3 protein-coding genes and 1 pseudogene are annotated in these 3679 nt (G+C 59.5%); 1 reads left to right on the forward strand and 3 read right to left on the reverse strand.

The window, feature by feature from the left end; genetic code table 11:
• On the forward strand, positions 1–202 hold a 202-nt coding region (locus tag ACF8MI_RS17945), incomplete at its 5' end, for a hypothetical protein (protein ID WP_392517641.1).
• Between the two features lie 1189 nt (positions 203–1391).
• Here the strand turns inward: ACF8MI_RS17945 and ACF8MI_RS17950 are convergent.
• The 3 genes and pseudogenes from ACF8MI_RS17950 to ACF8MI_RS17960 all read right to left on the reverse strand — a co-directional run.
• Positions 1392–2027, reverse strand: a pseudogene (locus ACF8MI_RS17950) (PAS domain-containing protein); the annotation flags it as partial.
• Positions 2028–2163: 136 nt separating this feature from the next.
• Positions 2164–3075: a type II toxin-antitoxin system RelE/ParE family toxin gene (locus tag ACF8MI_RS17955; protein ID WP_104833237.1), complete on the reverse strand. Its 912-nt coding sequence runs from the start codon at positions 3073–3075 to the stop codon at positions 2164–2166.
• Complete coding sequence (locus tag ACF8MI_RS17960; protein ID WP_104833238.1) at positions 3069–3302, reverse strand: CopG family ribbon-helix-helix protein; 234 nt, start codon at positions 3300–3302, stop codon at positions 3069–3071. Before ACF8MI_RS17960 ends, ACF8MI_RS17955 begins: the two co-directional genes overlap by 7 nt.
• Positions 3303–3679: the final 377 nt, after the last annotated feature.

Raw genomic sequence — 3679 nt, forward strand, 5'->3', positions numbered from 1 at the left:
CTGGTCGAATTTGATCGACGGCCCGCTTTCAAAAGCAGCGAGGGCTGAAGTCGACCGGAAATACAGGGCTACTTCAGACCTTCCCCTAGGTGTTGCGCTGGACTATCCCATGAGTCGTGCTGGCGACGGCAGATCGACGGCAGATCGACGGCAGATCGACGGCAGATCGACGGCAGATCGACGGCAGATCGACGGCAGATGACGACTGAATGTCAGTGGGCATTTGTCAGGTGCACGCCGTGACAATAGATGATCGGCAAATGACGACGCTACGGGTTGAGCGATCGAGCGCGTGCAATGAATGCACAACAGATGACGAGGGGGCCGCGTGAGTTTCGCTACTCAAATCGTAAAGCCGGCTGATCCATTACCTGCCGGACAATCACTGCACAGGTCGCTAAAACCCGATTTCAAGAAAACGTTGCAGTAGACGTGTCGTTGCTGGCGACACGCTCAAGTGTTCGGCGACCCGCTATGAGGCCCAGAAAGAAATGGCGCAATCTCACTTGTGCTGTATATTTGAACAGTATTTTCAAGTGGATCTCGCTGATAGTGAGAGCGGGGGCACGGGTTATGCCTTGGCCTGTCCTTCAGTAGACGGCTTTGTGCTGTATGGGATCAGCTTTGTTGGGTGATACCAGTCGGTTTTACCCTCAACAAAGACTTGGCAGCCCAGTTGGGACGCGACTACCAAACGCTCGCCGAAAACGCTGCGTACCATCTGACCTGGCTCGAACTGAGGGTAATTCGGTTGCATAACTGGCGCTCCTGCGATTGTTGAGTATCACTTTATCACGCAATATTGCGCAAAAGCGGTCGGCGGGATGCCGAATCCTGTAGAATCTCGGCCCGCGAAAAAAGGGGGAAATATGACTCACACGGCACAGGCAAAACAGGCACGGCAGGCAGGCCAAACGGCTGCGGAATCCCCGAGCCAGGTACTGGCCTCCGCCAGAGTCATGGCCCGCGCCCTGGCTACCACTTTTCCAGCGGATCACCAGCTGGCCCTGGCGCGTGCGTTCGGCGTTCGCCTGATCGAGGCTTGGTGGCGTGGCCTGACCAGCGTCGACATCGTTCCCCAAGAACTACGCTCACCACTCCAGCCGTTCCCTACCGAGCCGCTGACAGAGGCCGCCGCCGCTCTCGCGGAAACCATCGGTCGCACTGCCGCGAAATTCGATGCCGAGACCGCCGCCTATCAGATCGGCCTTACCTATACCGGTATGCTCCCAGCCGAACATCGCGGGGAGTACGGCATTTTCTACACGCCGCCTGTCTTGACCGCACGTCTGATCGACCAAGTAACGGCCGCCAATGTTGACTGGGCGAAGTGCCGCGTGCTTGATCCAGCCTGCGGCGGCGGGGCCTTCCTAGCACCCATCGCCCAGCGGATCGCCACGGCGCAGCTTGTCCCAGAACACCTGGTACTGCGGCGACGCCACTTCTTCATGTTCGCAGAACATCTGGTGGTGCTTGCCGATCAGTTGGTTCTTGCTGTAGCCCATGCCCTGCAGGAAGCGATCATTGGCATCGAGCACCACACCCTCGAGGTCGAACTCGATGACCGCCGTGGAGCGCTGCAGCGCATGGATGAGGTTTTCATGTTCACGGGAGTTTTCGATGGTGCGGGTCAGGTCGCTGGCATGGATCGAGATGCTTTGCACCTTGCCGGCAGCATTGCGCACCGGCTGCAGGATCGAACGCAGCCAGGCTTCACGGCCATTGCCGCGCAATAGGCGTATCACCCCGTGCATGTGCTCGCCGCGGGTGATGGCGTGACTGACCCGCTTGAAGAAATCCAGCGGCTTGACGTGTTCGGGAATCAGCGCCTCCAATGGCCGCCCCAGCAGATCGGCGGCCCGGTAGCCCATTTCCTCTTCGAAATTGCGGTTGACCGATGTGATCCGCCCCTGGGGATCCAGGGACAAGAGGATCATTTCCTTGTCGAGACTTTCCCTGACTTGCTGCGAGGAAGACAGTTCTTCACGTAATGCTTGCAGCTCTTGTTTGAGGCGCTTGTTGAACATGGTCTGGACTCAATGACAGAGGGACTGAGCTCTCTGTACGAAACACCCTGGCACGCGATGTGGCGTTGCAAACCGCCAGACCTTCGCGCCAAAGCATTTCGTATGGAGCCAGGCTCCGCATCGGCTGACCTGACGCTTACTTGAGCGCCGTGTTCAGATAAGTATCGACCAGGATGCGCTCGGCCTTGCGCTTGCCGGCGCGCAGGAAGGCCTGGAAACGCTCGCTGGCCATCAGCTTGCCAGCCTGGGTGTCGAGGCGTCGGCGCACGCTGTCGGGGCCATGCTGCTGGGCATGCGAACAGGCCAGGGTCTCGACCAGCTTGGCGCGGAATTTCTCCAGGCCACGTCCGCTTTCCACCCGCTTCCAGGTCGAGACGAAGAAGGTTTCGCCACGCCCGGGTCCGTCGCAGGCGACATAGGACACTGCGCACAGTCCCACACCGCTGCGCTTGCGCCAGTGCACCGCACTGCGCTCATCCAGCGTCAGCACGTCATCTTCCAGCCAGGCGTAGCCGCTGTGGGTCAGATGGATGATCGCCGCTTCCAGCGCCCCCAGGGTGCTGCCGAAGGCCTGGTCAGCGAAACGCGCCTGCAGCACCACCTGCTTGTCGCGCACCACCCGCACCGACCAGCCGGCCCCACGTGCGTCGCGGCTGATACCGCGCGGCACGCGGTAGATCAGACCATCAACCGCCCGGTCGTAGCAGCGCAGGCCCGATACATCCACATCGGAATGCACCCGCGCTTCGGGCTCCTGCTCCAGCGGTTGGTTGATCGGCTGGCCACTGCGGTGCAGAAAACGCAGGATCTGCACCGACTCGGGAGTGACATGGAAGGTGGTCAGGAACGGCCAGCGCTTGAGAGCCAGCTCCCCGATCCCGGAGGACTCGGCAGACGGCTTGGCGGCGGCCGGCTTGTGCTCGAGGATGCGGCTTTCGGCCACCACATCATGCACGATGGCCTGCGCCTGCTCGGCGCCGAGGCGTTCCTTGTAATGCTCGTAGATATCGTCGAGGTCCGCACTGGCCTTGCGTGTCAGCTTCAACATGTCGGGGTCTGTCTCCACTTGGCTTCGATATCGCTGAGGTCCAGCAGGCGGCCGGCACGAACATCGGCCAGGCCTTCCTCGACCGGATCGGGCGCGGTCTGCTGTTCGAGGTAGCGGTTCAGCGCCTGGCGCAGGTGCCAGGCCTGGTCACGACGGGTCATCTGCGCCAGATGCTGCAGGCGCTTGAATTGCTCGGGTTCCAGAGGGAGAGAAACAACGGCTGTCATGGGAAGATCCTGCGAAGGCCTGGCCAGTACCAGGGACGATTCGCAATGCCATGATCGACTGGCGCTCCGATTGCCAGATGGATCAATTGAACACAAATAAAACCAATATCAAATAGCCATGACCTTTCCACTGTCCGGCTATTTATCATTGACGCGATGAAACAATGACCCGCCGGTCACGAATTAGTTCCCTTTTATATCAAGGCATTCCATTAACACGGCGGGTTCAAGGCGGACTTATTGTTCCTCAGCAAGCATGTACGAACAAGGCCGTAAGCAAATAACAAAGTGCCACTACTGTGTCGAAACAGAAATAATTTCCGCTCACGTCGATCAATTATTTCCGTCCCTTTGCATTGGCACGCCGTGCGCCGCGC

It is taken from the genome of Pseudomonas sp. yb_9, assembly GCF_043103635.1.
GTDB lineage: Bacteria > Pseudomonadota > Gammaproteobacteria > Pseudomonadales > Pseudomonadaceae > Aquipseudomonas > Aquipseudomonas monteilii.

Coding starts and splice junctions, on each gene's coding strand:
- ACF8MI_RS17955 (WP_104833237.1), bottom strand. CDS start 3,075: ATGTTGAAGCTGACACGCAAGGCCAGTGCGGACCTCGACGATATCTAC.
- ACF8MI_RS17960 (WP_104833238.1), bottom strand. CDS start 3,302: ATGACAGCCGTTGTTTCTCTCCCTCTGGAACCCGAGCAATTCAAGCGC.